Source organism: Bacillus coreaensis (assembly GCF_050586445.1).
Taxonomy (GTDB): Bacteria; Bacillota; Bacilli; order Bacillales; family Cytobacillaceae; genus Robertmurraya_A; species Robertmurraya_A coreaensis.
The window spans coordinates 1-20524 of sequence record NZ_JBOCCY010000013.1; the positions used below are offsets into that span (position 1 = coordinate 1).

General features: G+C 35.2%; 21 protein-coding genes and 1 other annotated feature. Of the genes, 5 read left to right on the plus strand and 16 right to left on the minus strand.

Annotated features, from left to right (window positions below):
* Window positions 1-529: 529 nt before the first annotated feature.
* The 7 genes from ACQ5H4_RS17305 to ACQ5H4_RS17335 form a co-directional block, all read right to left on the minus strand.
* Entirely contained in the window at window positions 530-976 is a 447-nt protein-coding gene (locus tag ACQ5H4_RS17305; protein ID WP_430776249.1) for an NUDIX hydrolase, read from the minus strand.
* A 219-nt stretch (window positions 977-1195) separates the two neighbouring features.
* Window positions 1196-1402 carry an N-acetyltransferase gene (locus ACQ5H4_RS17310; protein ID WP_430776250.1) on the minus strand — a complete coding sequence of 69 codons (207 nt, stop codon included), beginning with the start codon at window positions 1400-1402 and terminating at the stop codon, window positions 1196-1198.
* A 35-nt stretch (window positions 1403-1437) separates the two neighbouring features.
* A complete protein-coding gene (locus ACQ5H4_RS17315) occupies window positions 1438-1689 on the minus strand; it encodes a hypothetical protein (RefSeq protein ID WP_430776251.1) in 252 nt (83 codons plus the stop codon).
* A gap of 146 nt (window positions 1690-1835) precedes the next feature.
* On the minus strand, window positions 1836-2294 hold the full coding sequence (locus tag ACQ5H4_RS17320) for a hypothetical protein (RefSeq protein WP_430776252.1): 459 nt from the start codon (window positions 2292-2294) through the stop codon (window positions 1836-1838).
* A gap of 161 nt (window positions 2295-2455) precedes the next feature.
* Window positions 2456-3331, minus strand: coding sequence for an anti sigma factor C-terminal domain-containing protein (locus ACQ5H4_RS17325; protein ID WP_430776346.1), 876 nt, complete (start codon window positions 3329-3331; stop codon window positions 2456-2458).
* Window positions 3332-3370: 39 nt separating this feature from the next.
* Window positions 3371-3493 (minus strand): hypothetical protein, encoded by a 123-nt coding sequence (locus ACQ5H4_RS17330; RefSeq protein WP_430776253.1) that lies wholly within the window; start codon window positions 3491-3493, stop codon window positions 3371-3373.
* A gap of 282 nt (window positions 3494-3775) precedes the next feature.
* Window positions 3776-4246: a hypothetical protein gene (locus ACQ5H4_RS17335; RefSeq protein WP_430776254.1), complete on the minus strand. Its 471-nt coding sequence runs from the start codon at window positions 4244-4246 to the stop codon at window positions 3776-3778.
* A 226-nt stretch (window positions 4247-4472) separates the two neighbouring features.
* On the opposite strand from ACQ5H4_RS17335, the gene ACQ5H4_RS17340 reads away from it, so the two are divergent.
* Complete coding sequence (locus tag ACQ5H4_RS17340; RefSeq protein ID WP_430776255.1) at window positions 4473-4871, plus strand: YkvA family protein; 399 nt, start codon at window positions 4473-4475, stop codon at window positions 4869-4871.
* 229 nt (window positions 4872-5100) lie between these two features.
* On the opposite strand, the gene ACQ5H4_RS17345 is transcribed toward ACQ5H4_RS17340, so the two are convergent.
* Both ACQ5H4_RS17345 and ACQ5H4_RS17350 read right to left on the minus strand, forming a co-directional pair.
* Window positions 5101-5250 (minus strand): hypothetical protein, encoded by a 150-nt coding sequence (locus tag ACQ5H4_RS17345; RefSeq protein ID WP_191701804.1) that lies wholly within the window; start codon window positions 5248-5250, stop codon window positions 5101-5103.
* An 81-nt stretch (window positions 5251-5331) separates the two neighbouring features.
* Entirely contained in the window at window positions 5332-5838 is a 507-nt protein-coding gene (locus ACQ5H4_RS17350) for a DUF4825 domain-containing protein (protein WP_430776256.1), read from the minus strand.
* 452 nt (window positions 5839-6290) lie between these two features.
* Between ACQ5H4_RS17350 and ACQ5H4_RS17355 the strand changes: the two genes are divergently transcribed.
* The 3 genes from ACQ5H4_RS17355 to ACQ5H4_RS17365 all read left to right on the plus strand — a co-directional run bounded on the left by ACQ5H4_RS17355 (window position 6291) and on the right by ACQ5H4_RS17365 (window position 9414).
* Complete coding sequence (locus ACQ5H4_RS17355) at window positions 6291-7226, plus strand: SGNH/GDSL hydrolase family protein (RefSeq protein WP_430776257.1); 936 nt, start codon at window positions 6291-6293, stop codon at window positions 7224-7226.
* Window positions 7227-7238: 12 nt separating this feature from the next.
* Window positions 7239-7850: a YpmS family protein gene (locus ACQ5H4_RS17360; protein ID WP_430776258.1), complete on the plus strand. Its 612-nt coding sequence runs from the start codon at window positions 7239-7241 to the stop codon at window positions 7848-7850.
* Window positions 7851-8004: 154 nt separating this feature from the next.
* The gene (locus ACQ5H4_RS17365) at window positions 8005-9414 is read left to right on the plus strand and encodes a phospholipase D-like domain-containing protein (RefSeq protein ID WP_430776259.1); all 1410 of its coding nucleotides are present in this window, start codon (window positions 8005-8007) and stop codon (window positions 9412-9414) included.
* Between the two features lie 545 nt (window positions 9415-9959).
* Here ACQ5H4_RS17365 and helD read toward each other — a convergent pair.
* The 3 genes from helD to metG form a co-directional block, all read right to left on the minus strand.
* The gene (gene helD, locus ACQ5H4_RS17370) at window positions 9960-12278 is read right to left on the minus strand and encodes an RNA polymerase recycling motor HelD (protein WP_430776260.1); all 2319 of its coding nucleotides are present in this window, start codon (window positions 12276-12278) and stop codon (window positions 9960-9962) included.
* A 215-nt stretch (window positions 12279-12493) separates the two neighbouring features.
* On the minus strand, window positions 12494-13324 hold the full coding sequence (locus ACQ5H4_RS17375; RefSeq protein ID WP_430776261.1) for a glycerophosphodiester phosphodiesterase: 831 nt from the start codon (window positions 13322-13324) through the stop codon (window positions 12494-12496).
* A gap of 332 nt (window positions 13325-13656) precedes the next feature.
* Window positions 13657-15297: a methionine--tRNA ligase gene (gene metG, locus ACQ5H4_RS17380; RefSeq protein WP_430776262.1), complete on the minus strand. Its 1641-nt coding sequence runs from the start codon at window positions 15295-15297 to the stop codon at window positions 13657-13659.
* 63 nt (window positions 15298-15360) lie between these two features.
* Window positions 15361-15638, minus strand: a binding site (T-box leader).
* A 431-nt stretch (window positions 15639-16069) separates the two neighbouring features.
* Between metG and ACQ5H4_RS17385 the strand changes: the two genes are divergently transcribed.
* Complete coding sequence (locus tag ACQ5H4_RS17385) at window positions 16070-16945, plus strand: DMT family transporter (RefSeq protein ID WP_430776263.1); 876 nt, start codon at window positions 16070-16072, stop codon at window positions 16943-16945.
* A gap of 701 nt (window positions 16946-17646) precedes the next feature.
* Here the strand turns inward: ACQ5H4_RS17385 and ACQ5H4_RS17390 are convergent.
* The 4 genes from ACQ5H4_RS17390 to ACQ5H4_RS17405 form a co-directional block, all read right to left on the minus strand.
* Window positions 17647-18243 (minus strand): class I SAM-dependent methyltransferase, encoded by a 597-nt coding sequence (locus ACQ5H4_RS17390; RefSeq protein WP_430776264.1) that lies wholly within the window; start codon window positions 18241-18243, stop codon window positions 17647-17649.
* An 11-nt stretch (window positions 18244-18254) separates the two neighbouring features.
* Window positions 18255-19049, minus strand: coding sequence for an endonuclease/exonuclease/phosphatase family protein (locus ACQ5H4_RS17395; RefSeq protein ID WP_430776265.1), 795 nt, complete (start codon window positions 19047-19049; stop codon window positions 18255-18257).
* Between the two features lie 250 nt (window positions 19050-19299).
* Complete coding sequence (locus ACQ5H4_RS17400) at window positions 19300-19647, minus strand: DUF1398 family protein (protein ID WP_430776347.1); 348 nt, start codon at window positions 19645-19647, stop codon at window positions 19300-19302.
* Between the two features lie 124 nt (window positions 19648-19771).
* A complete protein-coding gene (locus ACQ5H4_RS17405; RefSeq protein WP_430776266.1) occupies window positions 19772-20392 on the minus strand; it encodes an alpha/beta hydrolase in 621 nt (206 codons plus the stop codon).
* Between the last annotated feature and the right edge of the window lie 132 nt (window positions 20393-20524).

Below are 20524 nucleotides of genomic sequence, written 5' to 3' on the forward strand. Positions count from 1 at the left end.
AAGGCACTTAAAAAAAGTTAAGCGAGTCGGGAGGTTACAGCTCTCGGCTTTTTTCTGCTGTACAATTTCTGTCTAGAGTTTATTTCTTATTCCATAAACCTGCTCCGTTTGTTAAATAACAAAGGATGCATTATTCACAAGAAACACTCCAATTAATTGCTAATAAAGTCGAGTCAACTATTGGAGTCTTACCGTTTTCAATGCAAGAATTTTTTGCATAATTAAACGAATTAAAATTTAACACTGCTGATAATATCAGTAATGCCAAAATGATTAAAGATAGTACATATAAATTCTTTTTCTTTGTCACTCAAGTTCACCTCTCCGTTCACTCTTCCATTTTATATATTTCACCATAAAAACCCAAACGTCTCATTCAACTATTCTGCCCCTTTTCTACAATAAGAGAAAACGATCCTCCATTAGAAGAATCGCCCCCTATACTTTAAGTAAAATAGTTCACAAACTTCTTGGTTTTAAAAAATAAGAGGGCTATCAAATATAAAAGACTACAACGAAAAAACTTATCTTAAATAAAATGTTTATCTATAATTATCTTTGCTCTTTCATCAAGCTCGCAGGGTAATTCATTGATGGAGAAATATCTTAAATCCAAACTCTCACCATCATTCATAGCTAACTCACCACTTGTTTCTTGTGCTAAGTAGACACAGATTACGTTATAGACTTCATCACCGTTAGGATATTTATAATAAAGATTACTTCCAGACAAAATATCAATAAACTTAAAACTGTTTGCTTTTAACCCCGTTTCTTCATAAAGTTCACGTTCAGCAGTTTGCTCTAATGTTTCACCCATTTCCATTGCTCCACCTGGCAAACCCCATTCTTTTGAATCAGAACGGTGTTGAAATAAAATCTCTTTTTTCTCATTCATCACTACAATTGTTGAACCAACCAATATAAATGGTCTGCTACCTATAAGTTCTCTTATTTCCTTTATGTATTCAGCCATATTGCCCCCTATTAATATTTTGAATACTTTTATATTCTATATATTGGTAAAAATAATCCTTCCTAAACAAAACCTGCTTCGTTTCTACAATAAGAAATTCTAACACAAATAGGCATCAATCCTTCTTGGATCAATGCCCTCTTTTCTTCAAATGTTAGGTTCATAACCTTAGCTTAATCCCTCCTTTTGTGAGTAATTAAAAAATATCGTCCAAATGAATCAAATACGAACTTCTTTTGATAAAAGTTTTTCCATTAACACTGTTTTAACAGAGAAGCCATTAGGGTTGGTTACAACTTCTTCTTTAGCAACAATATAACCCATAGCCTCGTATAAACTAATATTCTTAGGTAAAGATTCTCGAACTCGACATTCTATTTTCATTTTACTATTATCATTAGCATATTTTTCGAGCCACAATAACATTTCCTTGGCTATTCCCTTCCCTCGTGCTTTAGGTGCTACAGATACTCTTGAAAAATATATGGAACCTCTTTAATTGTAAATCTTAATGAACCAAGTGGGATCCCATCCACCGAGCATAATAACGCCTGCTCCAAACCACTCTTAAAAGCAGTTTGGAGAGTTTCTAATGGTTCATTTAATGCACTAGAAGGAACATCAAGGAATCGATATTCCTCGAACGCTTCTAACATAAGCTTGTGAACATTCGGAATATCTCCCTCATTAGCTATCCAAATTTGTAAGTTCATAATCTTTTCTCCCCAAGAGATTAAATTATTTTTTTAATATTATAACAATTTGTCATAACCTCTTATTAAATATAACTGCTCCGTTAGTGGAATAAGAAAAAGGCGACCTCCATTACTGAAGAGTCGACCTATAGTTTATTAAAGAACTACTTTACTTCTAAAACGAATGCATAAAATGCATCTCCATGAGATAGATTCTCTTCCTTTTCATCCATCCACCATACACCATAAGCATAATGATATACCCCTTTTTGAGTTGGTGCGGAAAAACCGTCTTCTTTAACCGAGACTTCGTTTTCGTTTTCATTACTTTCACTAATCTGAGTAAGATGGAATTCATTTGGTTTTGGTTCATAGTCCATTATAATAGATATTTTCTCACCAGGATTTACTTTAATAGGTTCTTTTCCCTTTAAAAGGTCTACAGGTCCTGCCGTATCAGCACATGTACCTCTCCAACAATAAGTGCCAAGTTTTGTTTCATACTCTTCATTACCAATTTTTAAATAGACGTCTGGAGGCTTTTCTTCTGACATTCCCGCTTTTGAACACCCCATTATGGTAAAACCAAAAAGAATAGCTAATACAAAAAGACATTTGTTCATATACACCCCACCTTTATGGTTAAAGACGTATAAAATTCCTCAAAGGTTACTCATATTGTTATTAAACTATCCCCCCCTATTCTACAACAAGGTAAAAGATAGCCTCAGCGATCCCTCCTCGAATACTATCCAGTCCAATAAATAAACAGACTTCTACTATATTATTTATTTGGCTTAATATAAGGGACAATTTCTGCCGTTGCTCCAACTGAAGCACCACGAATAAAAGCTTGGTTTTCTAGGCTCTTGAAATTTTCTGTTTGACCAGTGAGCAACACTCCAGAAATTTTTACTTTATCAAATAATTTATCTTTATTTGAAGTTAAAATCTTTTGGATTGTTTCGTCATAACCATTAGCATCATATTCTTCTAGTGCATCAATAAAACTACTATACGCCTGTTTCGGAGAATCTGACGTATTAAATCCATATACTGGCATACCAGAAGGCCCGTTACTTTCATCGACAATAGGTGATGTCATATACAACCACACGATGTTTAAATTGTCTGGAATTTTTTCTTGAATTTCTTTAAAGGTATAAGGTTGGTCAAAAGAAATGGCAACTTCTGCAACGTAATTCTGCATTTGTGATATTTCCCCTAGCTCATTTTGTACACTATCATAGTATTCTTTAATCGATGGATGATAAAATGTTGCAACTTTATTTTTTGTTTGTTTGTCATACTCATAAAAATCTGCATCTGACCAATGAAAGCCAGGAACTAATTCATTGTAATCTATATTGTTACGAATCCAATCATACGAACTTGTAAGAGTGCTCCATTGAACTATGTAACCGTTAATATTTTTGGACCGATTCGTGATAATATTTCCGCCAAACATTGATGAATTACTGGTCACCTGCGAGTCAATTTGAATATTAGGTTCAGAAATCGCATTATGTAAGAATAATCTATCGTGAAGTCTCGATGACCTTTTGGCTGCAAAGTAATTACCCGTTATATAAAGGATTGGTAACAGAACCAACACGGCTATAAATTGATTAAGTGATACTCTATGAAACCAAGGACGTATATTCCTCTCTGTAAGGTCATTCAACAGTGTATAGACTTTTTAATAGGTGTCTTGAATAATATCTTCTGCATCCTCTTTTTTAGCACCTCTCGCCAGTAGTAAATTGAACACTTCCTCTCCTAAATTGATAAGATAGGAGGCAAGCACATTTTCTTTATTCATTTTTGTTCCTCCCTATACTTATACAACGATTGAGCAATAATAAATGTATACACTTAAGGTAAATAAGTAATAATGTTTTTTATATTACCTAGGGTATGCAATCAAAATATTATCAATAACCTAAATAACCTCCTACTAGAGAAAAAGTAGGAGGTTATTACACATTTCTTATTTTACTAATCTGCTCCTTTTATACAACAAAGAAATTCAAAAGAAATAGGCATTAATCCACCTCTGGATCAACACCCTTTTAACAGTAGCTAGTGTAAATATTTAATAACTTTAATTTAGTCTACTCTCATTTACAATCGTTTTTTCGATAACATATTGATAACCGTAGATAATAATTGATAGAAATATACAAATAAAATACCAACTAATATGAGTGATTTTTTTAAATTTAAATGCACCCACCTTCTCCCACACAGTAGCCATAGGAAAAGCATTAAGGATATTTAGTATTACATTAACAATCAAATATTTCGGGAAATTACCAAAAGTAAATTTAAATATCCATAATGTTGCTACAAAGTATGGCCCTAATATGTATGAGAAATCTACATTCCCTGGGGAAAATGGGTTTTTATTTTTCCACCATCTTTTCTTATTGCTGATGACACTAAAGACACTTATAAATAGATTAACAAAACTAGCAACAGGTAAATACCTTAAGAATGATTTCTTGTCCATAAACAAAACAGAAAGCCAAGGAATTACTATCATAGTTAGGGAAAACATTTTCTTTTTCTTCAATAACATCGACCTTTCAATTTGTTTGTATATATCATTCCCGAAGAAATCCTTTTCTATTTATACCTAATGCAATCACCCGATTTTTACTAATAAGAATAGTTCCTATTCCATAAACCTGCTTCGTTTGTTCAACTCGTGTTCAGTATTTTCGAACTGTTCATTAATTCATCAGTTTACCTAACCAGTAAATAATTTATAATTGTTGTGGATGGGGGTATATTTAATAATGAAAAATGACAATAAATTAACTAAATTTAAAAACTATGCAAGAAAATTAAAACAAGATTTATTCGTTCTTTACCTATCTTACAAAGACAATAGAACTCCTTGGTACGCAAAAGCTGTAGCAATCTGTGTTGTAGCATACGCCTTTAGTCCAATTGATTTAATCCCTGATTTTATCCCCGTTTTAGGGTATCTGGATGACCTAATTCTCGTTCCTTTAGGAATCTCCCTTGCCCTAAAATTGATACCACCTCATATAATAGAGGAAAATCGGACAATGGCTGAAGAGATGAAGAAGAATGGAAAACCAAAAAATTGGTTAGTTGGCATTCTCTTTATTTTAATTTGGATTTTGCTAGCAGTTTGGATCGGAAATTTAATATTTGAACTTATATCATGAGTATTTTTAATGTGCATTATGTGTCTACTGTTCATTTCCTTATTACATAAACCTGCGCCTTTAGTAGAATGCACGTATCCCTGACTATCTTTGAGTGTAGGGTGTTGAGAAAGTAACTTGCTGAAAAGAGCGAGACTCATCTTTTTATTTAGCTACCTAAGTCTTGAAAAAAGAACTTTGAATAAGAAAAACATAGGGAGATTTTAGTCTTCCTATGTTTACATTCATATTATTTATCTGTTTGTTCTTGCTTCTTTTTTAGATATTCCGCACGTATTTTTTCAAGTTGCTGCTTTTTATCAAATTTGGCAGGCTTGTTTTTTTCATGATACTTTGTCACAGCTACCTTACCTTTGGTATCCAATTGATATTTCCCCACTTCGTTCACCTACTTATCCTTAAAGAGAATCTATACACCAAATATAATATACCTTATTTTACTGAAGTAAACCTTATTACTTTATTTTTGGACCTTTAGAAGAGAGCTGAAACAAGAAATAACATTATTGCGGCTTATGTCTACTAAACATTTGTTTATAAGTTTTATTAGTTCAAGTTCGTTTGGGACATCTCTTAATTCTTTACTATACCATTCTTGTATATTTTCTTTTGTAATTGTAAATTCTCTTTTGTCAGAATGAACGGTTATCCAATCAACATTTTGAACTAATGCAATTAAGAATGTTGCATTGTATATAACTGTTTCTTGATATTCTTGCTCTGAATTTAAACCATTATAATTTAAAGTTATACCATAGGGTTCGACATCTGTTTTAAGTTCATAATGCTTTAAATGCTCTGCTCCAGGCAATTGATTTACAATGTTGCCTACTGCACTGTTATCACCTACAAACGAGTCTTTAAATTGGAAAATATCTTCACTTGCATTTTTAGCATCAGGTTTACACCCCGTTATAAAAAGTATTAACATTAGTGAAAGAAGTAAATACTCAAATGTTTTTCTCAAACATATCCCCCCCTTTGAAGCAATTTGCCGAACATACCTCGACCACTACACCCACCGATAGAGTGTTTAATTCTGGTAGGATTTACGTTCCAACAGAATTAAAGATTCATTTATTCAATAATATCTTCTTCTTCATCCTTTTTTCAGCACCTCTCGCCAGTAGTAAATTGAACACTTCCTCTCATATATTGATAAGATAGGAGGCGACGAAAAAACACGTCTCAACCCATTGATACCTTGGGTTAAAATCCGTTTTTTTAATATCAGTTTCACTAAGGATATTAGCTGAATATTGTAGAAGAGAAATAAATATTGCACGTTTACAACTCTTACAGAAGTGTTAAATATATATCATTCTCTTAATTTACTAGTCAATGAATGGTAAAATGACATGTTGACTCATTAAAATACAGAAGACACCGATATTAATATAAACTGGTGGTGGTGATGGTTTGAAGAAAAAGAAGGTTTGGATCAGTACTTCTGGTGTAATTTTAGGATGTTGCCTTCTATATATACTTCTTCCGTCTTTTAGTAACCTGAAGGAACCTGTGAGTGTTTCAACAACTATTTCTAACGAACAAGATAGTCATTCTGTTGAACCTACAGCGGAGGAAGAACAACAACAAGAAGCAGAAACTGACCTTGATGATCAACCCGTAGCAAAGAAGGTAAAAGAGAAAGTCAGAGAAATGCTAGAAGGTGCCATTACTTTTTTTACTCATGATAAAAAAATTGTTTCTATAGGTGATTCCCTAACTCAAGGTGTCGGAGATGAAACAGAGAGTGGCGGTTATGTAGGCATTTTAAACCACACATTCGAAGATAATCATATGAATATTTCCATTGAGAACTTCGGAAAAAGAGGGAATCGGACGGATCAATTGTTAAAGAGGCTGGAAAACAAAGAAATTTCATCAGCTATAAAGGATGCTGATATCATTTTAATCACAATCGGTGCAAATGATATTATGAAAGTGGTTAGAAGTAATTATACAAACCTTCATCTAGAGCCCTTTCAAGAAGAAAAAATTAGTTATATTGAGAGATTAACGGCTATTTTTCATAAAATAAATGAAATAAATCCAGATACTCAGATTTATTTAATTGGATTTTATAATCCATTTGAGCGTTACTTTGGTGATATTGAGCAGCTAGATATGATTCTAAATGATTGGAATCAAGCCGGGCAATCAGTTACAGAAGAGTTTGAGAATGTATCCTATATTCCTACAGAAGACTTATTCTCTAATTCTACCACCAACCTGTTATCTGAAGATAATTTCCACCCCAATACGAGTGGGTATAAATTAATGGCACAGCGCGTTCTTGAGTATTTAAGTGAATACTATGAAGAAACGGAGTTACCAGATGGAGATCTAGAATAGAAGGTGAAATCGATGAAAATACAAATAAAAACAAAACCATCATGGAAACAATTATTTTTAGGTATAGTTGGATTAAATGTTTGCTTTGTTTTATTTTTCTTCATTTTTTTATTTTGGCCCCTATCAGATACAGACATACCTATAAAAGAATTTATTGAAGAGGAACCCGGGGCCGAGTTTACGATTACTTCGAGTAAGCAAAATTTGAATGAACTCGTCAATGAATATGTCGACCATTTCATGAACGATAAAGATGATAAATATACCGTCAAACTTGATGAAAACGTTCAATTGCTGGGGTCCATCGAAGCCTTTCAGACCGATATACCCATATCGATCACATTAGAACCCTCGGTACAAGAAAACGGAGACCTTGTGTTGTATGCATCGGATATGTCACTTGGGTTATTGGCATTGCCTGAAAAGAAAATTCTTGAATATGTGAAGAAAGAATTAAAAGCACCTGAATGGGTTGAAATTGATCCTAAAAATCAACTGATCTATATTGGCGTAACACAAATGGAAGTGAAAAGTAACTTTAAAGTAAAGGTCCAAAGTTTTGATTTAAAAAATGATCATATTACGTTCAGAATTAAAGTACCGAATAAAACATTAGGTTTATAGATTGAACCAAAGCAATGTCTAAGTTGACATTGCTTTTTTTCTTATTTTCCAAGTTATTTCATATTGCAAAAGATGTTGTACAAACTATTAACAATTACTGCTTTTCTGGTGTTGGAAGGAGGTACATTCAATTAAAAAAGTTAGGAGTGCGGCTATGATTATCCTCATTTTTTATTTACTGTATGTTGTCATATTCGGCATTGTTATTTTTAAAGATAAACATCCGCAGGTTAGTAGCACCTATAAGGAACAGCATAAGGTGGAAAGATTCTATGGAAATGAGAACTCCCAGGATCGTGTGATTCTTCTGGAAGAAAAAATGTTTTCTGGGGTTGCCCGTGTGAACTTAATGGAAAATGCACAGGAGTCTATTGATGTCGCTTATTATGCGATACATAAAGGATATATTACCGATTTAATATTCGGAATGATTTTGGATGCGGCCGATCGTGGTGTAAAGGTAAGGATCCTTTTAGATGGAATTTTCCATGGTCTTAGATTTGGTCTAAAAGATCTTCAATATGCCTTAATCAATCATCCAAACATCGAGGTTAAATTTTATGAACCCTTTAATCCTATCCTACCTTGGACATGGAATAATCGTCTTCATGATAAAATACTGGTTATCGACAATAAGTATGCATTGATTGGCGGTAGAAATATCGGGAATCGTTATTTTATTCAAGAAGGGGAAAAGTCCCCTACCAATGACCGAGATGTTCTAATCATTAATACGAATCCCTCGACAAAGGAAGACAGTGTGTTGAATCAAATGGAAGGATACTTTAATGAAGTCTGGGAGCATCCCATTACAAAGGTTCCCATTCATAAACTATCCTCACGCCAACAAAAGAAAGCAAAAGAAACCACTCATCAATTAAAACAGAAACTAGAGAATTTGAGAAAAACGGATCAAAAATTATTCAATACGTATTATGATTGGATAAAAATGTCCCTCCCTACTAAAAAAGTCACCTTTATTCATAATCCTATCCAACGATTTAATAAAGAACCTTGGGCTTGGTATGACTTAACGAATCTTATGAAGAATTCAAAACAGTCCTTAATCATCCAAAGTCCTTATGTGATTCCAACGAAACCTATGCGCACCTATATGGATTCGTTACAGATACCACCAGAAAAGACAACGATATTAACAAACTCCATGGCATCGACAGCCAATGTGGTGGCCTATTCAGGGCATATTAAGCATATCAACGGAATGGTAAAAAAGGGTATAAATGTAATGGAATATCAAGGGCCGGACTCCATCCATGCCAAAACATTTATCTTTGATGATCGATTGAGTGCCATTGGAGCATTTAATGTAGATTCCAGGTCGGCGTTTTTAAATACGGAGTCCATGGTCGTCATTGATAGCATGGACTTTACCACAAATCTCGAAAAGGAAATGGACCAATACTTTAAAAAGAGCTTAAAAGTAGCAAAGGATGAATCGTATATAGAAGATCCCAACTTAAAACCAGCTAAAGTAAGTTGGTTTAAGTCAATCACGATAAAAGGGCTGTCTTATGTAACGGGTTTACTTCAGCATTTATTATAAGACTGCCCTAGAAGGACAAAAAAGCTGACTATCTAATTTAAAATCGTATTGGTAGCGTTATTGCTATATAAAATAGTAAAACTCGCCATATTGGCGAGTTTCTAAATTATGATTAAAAAAATGATATTTATATAATACTTCACTTACCTGTCAAAACGAGGTCTTCTTGGATTTTTAAGATAAAACTCAGATGTTTTGTCCTTAACCGAGTAACTAGCAAAAGTAAAATAAGCGAAGAATTTCCGGTTAGATGCAGAATGGAGCCTCGTTTTGGGGTAAATAAGGGGAGGTTTTCCGCTTATGCAAAGCAAAATCTCCTATTTTCTAAGTTTTCGAGCCAATAGGCGGAATCTCTCCGGCTATATAAACCTTTTTTTTTAATAATTAATAATTAAACGGAATTTCTCCGTCTATTTATCAGCTCGGGTGCTTAATTAACCTGATCCCCCAACCGATAAGTGCGGACCCTTTTGAACCCAGATATAGAATCAGCAGCTTTTTATCGACCGGCTTATAAAGACCCATAAAATGGTGAAGTTAGATACTTAATTACCTACATTTCGTAAAAACGGGCTCGGTTCACCTACGCTGTAAAGCTGCAAATAATGCATCGCTCTGGTGCAGGCCGTGTAGAAAACTCTGCGCAAGCTCTCGTCACCATATACATACTCCGATGCATCATAAATAATGACGGCATCAAATTCGATTCCTTTGGACAAGTACGATGGCACTACAACTACTCCTTGCTCATATTCAAGCGAACTGCTCTTTAAGAGTTTAATATTATCGATACTAGAAAGTGCTTCATAGGCACTTTTACTTTCTTCGGCCGATTTGCATATGATCGCAATACTATTAAGCCCTAGACGTTTTAATTCTGCGACTTTGGAGGCAATGCAGCTGTGCAATTCTTTGTGATCCGCCAATTGTTTCAGTACGGGCGGATCCCCGTCACGTTCAAAAGGAATAATCCTTTCACCATTAGGAACGAGTCTTCTTGTCAATTCAATGATTGGTTTGGTGGATCGGTAGCTCCTTGTTATATTTATTATTTCCGTTTCATCTGGTCCGTAAAGACTGGTCAGTGTGTTGAAATCAACCATTTCGCTAGCATGGGCAAATATCGCCTGATTAAAGTCGCCAAGCACCGTCATCCTAGCTGCTGGAAACAAACGTTTCAAAAACTCAAATTGAAACGGCGAATAATCCTGCGCTTCATCGATAACGAGATGTTTGATTGAACTGTTCGACTGAAAGCCTAGAATTAGCTCTTTCAAAAGTAAAAATGGTGTAGCATCCTCATAAAATAGTTTATTTTCATCTAGCATTTCCAGCGTCGCTCGACAAATAGCCTCCCACCCCGCTGGAGTCTCCCCTTCTATCCATCCTTCGATCTTCAGGGGATCAGCAAAAAGCTGTTTGTACATTCCCTTTAAGTCTAAGAAACGAAACGCTCGGACTCGTTTTCGTAACGGCTTCAATTTCTGATGAACCAACATTCGGGCAAGTGCTTCCGGTTCCATCTCATAGTCGGCAATCTCTTCTCTTTTAAAACCTCGTTTTTCCGCTAAGTAGCGATGTGCCTTATGGTAATCGTCGTTGCTTAGCAACTCAATTTCCTCCTGAACCCACTGCTTCGTACGTTCAACCTTTTGAACCTCATTTATTTTCTTAATGAGCCAATCCTTCAAGCTTTCCAGTCTGTTATGGAAGCGAAGTGAAGTGTCATGACTGTAAAACCTTTCTGCTATTTGTTGGGCAGTTACGATCGGTTTCCCTCTGAAGGTAATGTCCTTAAATAGCATTCCCGAACCTTCAAGTGACTGTCTGTATGATGAAATCGCCTCAAAAAATCGGGTAGATGCTTTGAATTGGATACTCGCAACCCTCGACTTGTACGAAGGAGTATTCGCTGCTGTTAACACATATTCCAATTGCTCAAATGGATTTTCAACATAAAATTCTTTACTCAGACGATGATCCAAATATTCTTGGAATGTGACCTGTTGCATATTCTCTTCGCCAAGTTCCGGCAGCACATTCGATACATAACTATTAAACATGGTATTAGGCGAAAATAGAATGATTTGATCAGCATTCAGACGATCTCGATATTTGTAGAGCAAATAAGCAATTCGTTGCATGGCGGCCGATGTCTTGCCACTGCCTGCAGCACCATGAACAATGAGCAGCCTCCCCTGGTCATGACGGATGATCCGGTTTTGTTCCTGTTGAATAGTTGCTACTATATTATGCATCTGTTTGTCGGTACCTTTGCCCAGAACCTGTTGTAAAATCTCGTCTCCAATGGTGAGACTGGTATCAAACATCGATTGAAGAACGCCGCCGCGGATAAGATATTGCCACTTTTTCTCTAATATGCCTTCGATTGTGCCTCCAGGTGTGACATACTTAGCCGAACCGGGCTGGTAATCGTAGTAGACACTCGAGACAGGAGCCCTCCAGTCATAGATCAGGAAATGTTCTCCACTAGTATCACTTAGCGAGGAGATACCAATATAGATTTGTTCCTGAGTTGAATTCCCTTCTTCGATAAAATCAATCCGGCCGAAATAGGGAACCTCCTGCATTCGGCGCAGCGTGGATAAACGCTTGGATGCATGCCTATGGGTGCTTAAGTTTACGGACAGAGCTTGAGCCTCTTGCCGCAAGCCGATAATGGTCTCAAGGTAATCATCAAAGGTATCCGTACTCACCTTGACTTCATCCCAAAAGTGCTTGCGGATCTGAACCACTTCGTTCCTACTCCTGGAAGCTTCTGTTTCCACTTTGTTGATTTCCTCTATAATTGTCTCCATTACACGATCTACACGTTTTTGCTCCTGCTGAAGTTCCTCATTCATACCAACACTCCTTAAAAATTTTTATAAAAAGGTTGACTAACGCATCGATTTCGTCGTATAATTAAGATAGGGATAATATAATAAAATTTAATTAAACGATGTTTATCTATATAAATTTACCACAGAATCACATTATATTCAATAAAAAAAGAGTAGTATTTAACGTTATCTACGTAAATACTACTCTTTTATATTATTATCCAACATCAAGAATATTAGTTTCTAGGATCTACATAATCCGGATAATCCGTAATGATGGCGTCAACCTTCAGTTCGAATAGAAAGTCTGCTGCTTCTTGACTACGTACGGTCCATGACCCAATTTTCATACCAAGAGAGTGAACTTGATTCACTAATTCTTCTGTCACAATTCCATAGCTTGGGTTAAACCAATCTGCATAGGTTGAAAATTCTTGTAAAGCTTCCGGTGTTGTATGGGCACGGTTAGAAGTTAATACGCCAATCGGAACTAGCGGAAGAAGCTCGTTCGTCGTCTTCATTGATTCAAAATTAAAAGATTGAATAATGATTTTTTCATTTTGTGGTTTATCGAGATTTCGCTCTTTTAATGCTTCCGCCACTTGTTTTTCAATCCCTGGGTAAAGTTCTGGAGCCTTTAATTCTATTAAGATTCCAACCTTTCCCCGGTAACGATCAAGAATCTCTTCAAATGTTGGGATTGGTTCTCCTTCATATTGTTCCCCTTTCCAACTACCTGCATCCAGACTTCTAAGCTGTTCGAATGTTAATTCCCCTACTTTTCCTGTTCCATCTGTTGTACGATCCACTGTTGTATCATGAATCAAGACTAATTCACCATCTTTACTTCTTTGAACATCGATTTCAATATAATCGGCTTTCATATCAACTGCTAGATCAAAAGCAGCAATCGTATTTTCAGGCGCATAAGCTGTTGCACCACGGTGCGCTACATTATCCACTTGTTTTCTTTCGCCTACTGTTGGCTCTTCTGCAAACGCCTGACTCAGCGGGCTAAATAACAACGTAATAGCTACTCCTGTACCTATTAATAATTTTTTTCTCATGCTCTCCATCTCCTATCTAATATTGAATTCAAATATATTCTAGAAAATGGATGTTGAACTAGTGTGTAGATATATTTATAGATTTATAAAGAATGCGTGAACAAAATTCGATCTTTTTCCTTACGTTTTTTTACAAATCTATTAATGGGATAATAGAATAGAAATACTCTACTAATCCATTTTACCCACGGCTCTCGCTGAATCAATTGAGTGAAGTTTCTTCCACTTCAGTAGTAATCTTTTCTTTAATTAATGCCCCCTTTAGTTTAAGTGAAAACTTTCACATTCTCTATAAAGAATGAAATTTAAATAATAAAATATATTTAATCCTTTTATTTTAAAACAGTTTGGTTGTTTAATCTTTCAAGCTCTTCTTCAATTCTTACTGGGTCTATTCGTTCAAACAATGGTTCTACTTTTGACAAATGCTGAGATTTAACAACAAACGCTCCCCATTCGGTTTCTGTTGTGTTTATCATTTCCTTGACTTTTTCGCTTGAAAAAGGGAGGAATGGAGTAAGGATATGAGCTAAATTGGCAATAAGATAAACGCAATCCGCCAGAGTTTGTTTGCAAGACTCGGAATCATCCTTTTTTTGTTTCCAAGGTTGTTGTTCATCAAAGTATTTGTTCGAAAATCTAACAAGTTCAAATACTCTTTCCAACCCTTGTTTGAAGGCGGCAGTTTCTATAAAACGACCTACTTCATTGTATAAGCAATATACTTTATCCTGAATATGCGAAGTTATGTCCTTTTCAGGAATAACACCAGCAAATGACTTTTCAATAAATTTTAAAGTCCGATTAACGAAGTTGCCATAAGCACCTAATAACTCACTATTATGGCTATATATGAACTCTCTCCAAGAAAAATCAGCATCTCTGTTCTCTGGTGCGTTAATTGTTAGAAAATACCGTATGGAATCTGGTTTGTATTTTTCTAAAATATCTGGGACCCAAACAGCCCAATTTTTACTTGTAGATAATTTTTTCTTTTCCAAAGTCAAATACTCGTTTGAAACGATATGCGTTGGTAATGGTTCTTTTCCAAGACCAGCAAGAATTCCAGCCCATATAATCGAATGGAAAGGGATATTATCTTTCCCGTGAACATAATAAGATTGAGTAGAGGAATCCCAAAACATTGTATCATCATTATTTGTTTCCTTTGCCCATCGTTTACTTGCTGTGTAATATCCTGATACCGCCTCAATCCATACATAGATTTTCTTATCTTCATATCCAGCTACTGGAACACTTACCCCAATAGGCAAATCCCTTGAAACGGCTCTATCTTGTAATCCTTCCTTTAAATAGCGTTTCGTAAGAGAAATAGCATTTTCCCGCCATAAGTTCTTGTCTTCGGCTTCTTGCGTATAGTGTTCCAAGACATTTTGGAAGGAACTTAAAGAAAAATAAAAATGCTCTGCAAACCTTGTTGTAGGCGGATTCCCGCATATTTTACATTTTCTATCAAGCAGTTCAAGTGGTTCTAACACGCTGGAACAAGCATCACATTGGTCACCCCGAGCATTTGCACCACAATAAGGACAAACCCCCTCAACATAACGATCAGGTAAAAATTGCTGATCATATTCACAATAAGTTTGTTCAATTTCCTTTTTAAAAATGTATCCTCTATCAAGCAACTCTAAAAATATCTCTTGAACGATTTTATGGTGATGTGTTGTATCTGTTCTTGTATACATATCATATGTGAAGCCTAATCTTGTAAAACAATCTGCAAATTCCTGGTGATAGCGATCTGCAATCTCTTTTGGCGTGACACCTTCTTGTTTTGCCCTGATTGTAATAGGAGTTCCATTACAATCGCTTCCCGAAACATATAAAACTTTTTCCCCCTTTAAACGGTAATATCTCGCAAGAATATCTCCAGGCAATAAACTTGAAATATGACCTAAATGTAATGAGCCGTTCGCATAAGCCCAAGCTCCACCAATAAAAATACTCATTAATAAAAACCTCCCAATATGATTATTTTTGAAAACAAAAAAACCTCGTCCTTAACTGTAATAGTTAAGGACGAGGTTTGAAATTCCTCGTGGTACCACCTTAATTTGCAAATAGCTCACACTATTTGCCTCAACAAGTACGGAGTATTATTAAATGCTACTCTTATACTGTGACATTGATAACGAGTGCCAAATCCCGTCGTATCCTACTAATACATAAATTACGTTCAGTACGAAGCTCAGAGACCATTGTTCAAATGAATGTTTTTGCTTCTTTTCAGCTACCGAAGCTCTCTGGTGAAAAACAATATCATTTTACTTTTTCTCTTCTTTGCTTTTGGTTTATAATTACCAATTATTTTATTCAAAATTGATTCTGAAGTCAACTTTCATATTTCAAAATATTTTTACTTTAGTAAATACAGTGGGATGCTTCTTTAACTAACCTCCCTTTCTACAATAAGATTGTCGTTGCGATCCCTATCTTTAAATCTCTCCCTCGTTTTGTTAAGTACCTATTTTCATATCTTATCTCCCTTTATCTTAATAAACTAATCACACACGAGTTACATATTATTTGTTATAATTTTCTAAAAAATATTATTATAAATAAATTCGATTAGAGGTGAATCAACATGTATTGGACTCCATTATTTGAAAATGATGTACCAGTCTCACACTTCTGCTCTTAATGGAGTGAAGGTGAATACATCTCCTATATCTCTCCGTTAGGGGCATTCTCGACCTAATCAAAAGACGGAGGGTACAAAAAATGAAAAATACCTTATTAGGCTCTTTATATTTGATACTGGCTTCAAGTATTTGGGGCGGAATGTACGTTGTTGTTAAAGTTGTCGTATCGGTTATACCTCCACTTGAACTTGTGTGGATGCGATATTTAGTAGCTATTGTTACGCTTCTCATTATTGGCTTGATCACTAGACAAAAATGGCGAATTGAAAAACGTTACTTCTTAATAATCATAGCCATTGGGATCATTGGTAATGCGATTTCAATCGTTGCTCAGGAAACGGGTACAATGCTCTCCACAGCACAAATGGGAGCGATTATAACTTCTTCAACACCAGCATTTATGGTTGTATTTGCTCGCTTAATTCTTAAAGAACGAATGACGATAAAAAAGGGAATCTCCGTTCTTTTCGCGACATTTGGAGTAATTCTCATTGTTGGAATCGGTGATGTTAATATGTCCAGTACACTTGGAGGTATTGCCCTATTTATTGCAGCTTTAACGTGGGCGCTCATGTCTGTACTCGTAAAGCGATTGCCGAGTGATTATTCACAAATTGTGGTAACAACCTATTCCATTTTGGTCGCTCTAATCGTGCTCACTCCTTTTGTTCTGCCACGATTACATAAAATTAATCTATCCCAACTGACAGATCCGACTATTTGGGGAGGACTCTTGTATTTGGGGATTGTTTCAACAGCATGTGGATTTCTACTTTGGAATCGTGGATTACAAATGCTTAACGCTTCAAGCGGGGGGATCTTTTTCTTCTTTCAGCCTTTGGTTGGAACCTTACTTGGATGGCTTATACTAGGAGAAACGATAGGTGTAACCTTTTGGATCGGCTCTTTCCTAATTCTCACAGGTGTTTTATTCGTTATCATTGAGAAAAAATAGTAATATTAAACCCCCTTCAACTTTACTGAAGGGGGTTTGTTTATGAACAGTTTCTTGGCATTTATCTAAAAAGCTCTCTTCAATCTACCTAAAGGGTTCCGATTTAGAGTGCATAAGTATACAATGACACATAAAATGGCATAGAATTGACTCACAATATTTTTCTATTAACCAAAGGTATATTCAAGTTCTTAAGATAAATTGGCATTTGGACTACCCAGGGCTAATTCCTTCCAGTTCTGTCCAAATCACCTTTGGATTTGGACTACCAAAGGCTAATTCCTTCGTGCCCTGTCCGAATCACCTCTGGATTTGAACACCAAGGGCTTATTCCCTTCTTGCTCTGTCCGAATGACCTCTGGATTCGGACACCAAGGGCTTAATTCCTTCGTGCCCTGTCCAAATCACCGCTGGTTTCGGACTACCAAAGACTAATTTCTTTGTGCCCTGTCCGAATGACCCCAAAAACAGAACCCTATACAATCTACCCAGGAGTTTTGAATTAACTAGTAAAAATCTAATATTGATGAGATATTAAGCAACGTGATTGATAAAAAAGATAATTGTTCAGGTTAGTTTTTAAATCAATGTTATTGAAACGAGCTTAACATCCCATCCCATATTCGTTGTCATACAGTTAAGATATACCCCTATTAAAAAGCCTATAAACCTTCCTTAATTGTTTTCAAAATTTTTTTACATCACTTTATACTACTAGATATAAACATGGAGGCATCTTGCTTCATAAAAATACCATTTCCATGATGGAATGTCTTAATGCTAGTTGATTTAAAACCCACTTCGGATAAAACCTTTTTCAGTTCATTATGTGAAAAGCCGTTATGAACTTTCGGATGACTTATTTTATCGTTTTTGTCAAAATCAATAATAATTAGCTTGCCATCATGATTTAAAATGTTGAACAATTCTTGTAAAATCTTTTTAGTATCGGGAATATGAAGAAGGACTAGTGATAGTAACACGATGTCTGCCTTTAGTTCAGGAGTGTCTTGAGTAAAATCTGAATAAAGGACGTTTGAGTTGGTAATTCCTCTGTGAGATATTTTTGCTTTCGCAACCTCCAACATTTGTTTTGATGAATCCACCAACAAAATAGAATCTACCAAATCTGATAATTCTAAACTAACTAGACCCGTACCACTTCCATAATCTATTAATGACTTCGATTGACAATTTTGTAATTCGGGTCTTACTTCTTTAACAATTACTTTAGCTAATTCCATTCTTTCTTCTGTATCATATCTTTTTGCCATCTCTTCAAAAACGTTATTTTCCATATTCCACTCTCCTACCCAATCCAATTTAATTTTATTTCTACTCCATAATGATCAGATACTACTGACTTATTTTTGTTATTAAATATTACATTTGAGTAAATCACCGGAACTTTGTGATTGGTGAGAATTAAGTCAATCCTTTTTTTCAAAACATTGCCTTCCCATCCAGCAATTTCACCTTCTACCGTCACACCCTCATCTTTATTCTCTGCAAGATGATAGGTGTCAATAAGTCCATGACTGAGTAAATATTCATAGCCCTCCCCATCAACGAAGGCATCGTTATTAAAGTCACCCATAAAAAAAGCCATTTTATCCATATTTGCATGTTTTAGAAGGTTATCTGCCTGATCTTTGAAGGGTTCTTCTTCATCATGCCACCAGCCCATATGACAAGAATAAAAAGAAAGTGGTTTATCATCGTACTGAATGGTTGCACCAACAATCTTTCTTGTCTTCCAATTCGTTGAATCCATACTATTTGAGGCAATGAAAGAATGTTCATCTATCACAGGATGTTTGGTTATAATTGCCAATCCTTCTTCAAAGTTTTTGTATAAATGGGAAAATCCCCAAACAAGTGAGTATTGATCTTCCCCTAGTTTTTTAAGTTCGTTTATTAAGACCAAAGCAAAATTATCTTTTTTTATATTTCCATAGACAACTTCTTCTTCTACCGTCTGGTTTACCTCTTGTAAGGCAATCACATCATAAGAATTCTCTTTTATCGTTTCAACCAAATGCATGATTTTCTCGTATTGATTATCTTCCTGCCAAGAATGGCAGTTTAGCGTTAATAATTTCATAGCTTTATCCCTCAACATCATTTATTTGCTGTTGAACATCATTTTCACGGACTTTTTAAGTCCAACTGATCTTTCAAGCATGCTATCACACAACTTATTAAAGATATTTAATAAGCGCCTATATTACCTAACATCATACATTATTTCATGCTAGTTAGCTAATTCTTGTGGTAGCTCTAGGAATAATCAATCCATTTGATAATATAACAAGAACGAGTTCCCGTTTAAAAGGGAACTCGTTCTTATTAGGCTAAACTTTAAGCTGTTCTTCCAATTTTTCTCCTCTGATACCCATATATATAACTTTTTTCTCAGGTATGTACACACGATAGGTTACCATTCCAGCACCAGCCATCTCTTTTAAGAAATCTAAAAAAGGGAGAGAGATGTTAGCGATTGCCTCAAGTGCCTTACTTCTATTATATTCATCTGATATAACCAAGCTTACTTGAGAATTTGTTTTAAACTCTGAATGGGCTCCCCTATATGTGGCTTGACCCGTAGCAACGTCTATTTCGTATTCATTTATGCCTCGTTGGGACAATTCTTCTAAAAATTGGGCAAAGCTTATTTCACCGTTACTTCTTCTGCGGATTATTTCTTGAAATTAACTTTCAGTTAATTCGCCCTTCATACCATACCTCCGAGTAGAATGTATTCTTAAATATCCTTCATAATAATTCTAACCTTAGAGGCGCACTTCTTATTCTTCTAGTTAGTTTTTAAAACTCACTAATATCAATCATGACACTTTTCAATAGTTCAATAGATTTTATTGGTTCTTCATCAAGCTCTAAACTGTGATTTCCACCTTCGACTACTTTGAAACTAAGATTAGGATTATCTTTCAACTTTTCAAAGCGGTCCACAATGAAACAATGATCTTTATCTCCAATAATACAAAGTCCCTTATGATTACTATTAACCAATGCGTGAAATACATCATCTCTTTGTAATAATGGAGTCAACCATACTACTTTCGCTTCCTTAAACATCGTATGATTTAATAGATAACTTAAAGCTACTGTGCCTATCGATTTAGCCACTATATAATAATTACTATATTTCTTGTTCTTTATTGCATGGTCAATGACATGTTGTACATCTCTAGTGAAATCCTCTTCACTTAGTACAGATAACTCCTGCCTATTAAATGTATAGTTAATATGCAACACATCGAAACCTTTATTGTAGAATACGCCCGTTGTAAATCGTAACAGTGGAGCCTGTGTGGTGTAACCAGCCCCAGGCAAGACAATCATTAGATGATTGGTTTCTTCTTTTTGCTCTATTAGACTGAATGGAATCAATTTAGAACCAACATTACCATTATTAATTACCATTTTCTCACCCCTTATATTTATAGGTGTCTATTCTCCACTATAAGAAAATAATCCTTCTTCAATACTTGAATCATGAAATGCGATTCCTTCGCTATGAAGTATCACCCCCATTAATTACTCAACAAAAAATCC